Genomic DNA, 2851 nt, shown 5'->3' on the forward strand with positions numbered 1-2851 from the left:
ATACAACAGCAGCTAAATTAGCTGATGAAAGTATTTGTTACTATGTTCCATCATATAAAGATCGCTATTTTTATTCATCGGCAACCCAGGTTCCCGTAGTTTATATTTTTGAATGTTTGGTACAAGAGCTTGAAAAACTAGGAATTCGTTAAAAACGTCATTAAGACGTTTTTTTGATAATTTGATGAATTTTGTATGATAATTTTTCTATTAGTTAATGAAACCACAAGAGTCCATTATAGCACTAATGTTCTTAATTTTGTGCTATTAAAAAATATTTTGTACCGTATGGCTAATTTGTACTACTGTATAGAATAAAGGGATTTGGTTTAAAAAGGATTACGATATAATGATTTTGTTAGATAAAATACTTTTGATTATATTTTATATACTTTTTGAGGGGATGGGATTAATAGATAAACTGATTTCATTGCAAATAATTAAAAAAGAAAATCAAGACTTATATGAATATTCGCTAAAAATTTTAAAAGGATATATATTTTTTCTTATCATACTTATCCTTATAAATATATATACAAAAAATTATTTATTAACAATTGTATATTTGATTTGCTTTTTTTCCTTGAGAAGATATACGGGAGGTTTTCATTTAGAGCGTAAATTCAAATGTTTATTATTTTCGATTTTTTTGTCAGTGATGATTCCATTTATAAGCGAGTATATTTTTTTGGGTAAAGATTTGTTGATTTATGTCCAGTTTATTGTATCTTTAATTATTGTTTTTTTTCCTATCATTGATTCCCCTCAAAAATATGTATCTGAATTAGAAAAAAAATATTATAAAAAAAGAGTTTTGTTAGTTCTTGGTTTATATTTTTTTATTAATTTATTATTTGATTTGAAAAAATATTCAATAATGATTTTATTTGCTATAATAACCTCATTTTTTTCAATTCTATTCGGATTTATAAAGTATAAATTAATTGTAAACAGAATATGTTAGAAAATCATTATAAATTTTAATGTCAAAAATCTTAAGTTAATATCAGTAATTACAAAGGGTAGAGAATCTGTACATATAGATTTTCTACCCATTTCAATGTTATATTTAATGATTTTAATTAGTTTCTAAAAACATTTGCAGGAATAATTTTATTTATTTTTTGTTTAATGATCAATAAAGTTATGCTAAAAATAACAATAGCACTTATGATAAGTATTAATAGATTAGCTAAAAAGTTTATACTGATAAAAATACAATTGATAGTTAATAAAATGATAGTAATTATTAAACAGATGATCATTATTTTAAGCAGTTCCAATAAAATTATTTTAGCTACTTCAGTAGTTGTAAGTCCCAGTGCTTTTAATAAGGCCAATTCTTTTTTTCGCCTTTCAAAATATGATGTATAAAGAATACTGATTAAAAATACGGCAACAACGATCATGATCAGACTAATAGTATTTTTTAAATAAGTAACAAATTTAATAGTTGCCTGGATCTGTTTAAAACTGCCAAAATCATTTGATACCTGAAATCCATTTTTTTCAGCTTCGTTAGATAAGGCGATGGTATTTTCGTAGCTGTCGCCAAAAAGAGTATAACCGTCAATTGTTTCATCACTAATTAAATCTTCAATAAGCTGATGATGCATATAGATAAATTTATCATTATTTTCAAGATAACCGCTAGTTACACCGTTTTTTAATAAACCGATGTAACTAAAAGGAGCAGTTATTTCATGTTTAGATGTTTCTAGGCGAAGCTCCATCGTAGCCACAGGGGCAATTACTTCTTTTTGTTCCAGATATAGCTGATAGCTTAAAAAGAAACCTTGATTAGTAGCATAGTTAAAACGGGTCCAAATCTTGTTATCTAAGTTATCATTTTCATAATAGGGAACAACTGGATAGCTGTTTTCACCAATTTTAAATGTGATATGATAGTATGGATACTGATAGTTGTCGTTTTCTATTTTATCACCAGTTATAAATATTTGACCATTGCAGTCCTGCATTAAAATTTCTTTATTTTTTTCAATGTAGATTTCACCATAACTGGAAACAAACAGATTTATAATTAATACTGTTAAAATCAGTGCCATGATTAAAAGATTAGTTTTTTTACTGTGGCTGGTAAATTTTTTTATATAATCAAGATAAAAGCCTAGTGGCAGTTTATTTTTAGTAAACTGTAAATTAGTTTTAGTATCAGTACTGTTTTCTTTTATTTTAACTATTTCACTATTTTTTATTTCAATAATCTCATCACTGTAGTCTAAGACTTCTTTATTATGGCTGGCAATAATTACAGTTTTATCTTTTTTTAAATTATTTAAGATCTTAAAAATAATATTACGATTTTCTTTATCTAAAGCGCTGGTTGGTTCGTCAAGAATAAGAATATGAGGATTTTTAGCTAAGATACAGGCTAAGGCAATTCTTTGTTTTTGTCCACCAGAAAGAGTATACAGCTTTCGTTTTAGATCTAAATCAAGATAAACAGTTTTTAAAAGGAGCTTAGCTTTATTTTCGTCGAGATTTTGATTGTTGATCGTAGCATAAAGTTTCATGTTTTCATAAATATTTAAATGGTCATAAAGCATATATTCCTGGAACATAAAACCGATATTGCTTCTTCTAAGCTTATCTTTTTGACTATTGCTTAGATCATTGATTCTGATATCATCAATCCAGTAGTCACCATCAGTAATCTGGCTTAATAAACCAAGAAAATAAAGTAAACTGGTTTTACCACAGCCGCTTTCACCGATAATTGCGGTTAAACAGTTGTTTTTTATCTGAAAATTTTGATTTTCAAATAACGTCTTTTGTTTATATCTGATTGTTAGGTTGTTAACTGTGATCATGATCAAAGACCTCCCAAATC

At 26.4% G+C, this 2851-nt stretch carries 2 protein-coding genes; one reads left to right on the forward strand and one right to left on the reverse strand.

Translation table 11 applies throughout. The annotated features are described in order from the left end of the window. Positions 1–349: 349 nt before the first annotated feature. The gene (locus J7M77_RS07455; RefSeq protein ID WP_296877205.1) at positions 350–964 is read left to right on the forward strand and encodes an accessory gene regulator B family protein; all 615 of its coding nucleotides are present in this window, start codon (positions 350–352) and stop codon (positions 962–964) included. A gap of 118 nt (positions 965–1082) precedes the next feature. Here the strand turns inward: J7M77_RS07455 and J7M77_RS07460 are convergent. After that, on the reverse strand, positions 1083–2851 hold a 1769-nt coding region (locus tag J7M77_RS07460), incomplete at its 5' end, for an ABC transporter ATP-binding protein (RefSeq protein ID WP_296877206.1).

It is taken from the genome of Thomasclavelia sp., assembly GCF_017889095.1.
GTDB lineage: Bacteria > Bacillota_I > Bacilli_A > Erysipelotrichales > Coprobacillaceae > Thomasclavelia.

Excerpts from the sequence above, each read along its gene's own strand:
- J7M77_RS07455 (WP_296877205.1), top strand. The coding sequence starts at position 350 with ATGATTTTGTTAGATAAAATACTTTTGATTATATTTTATATACTTTTT.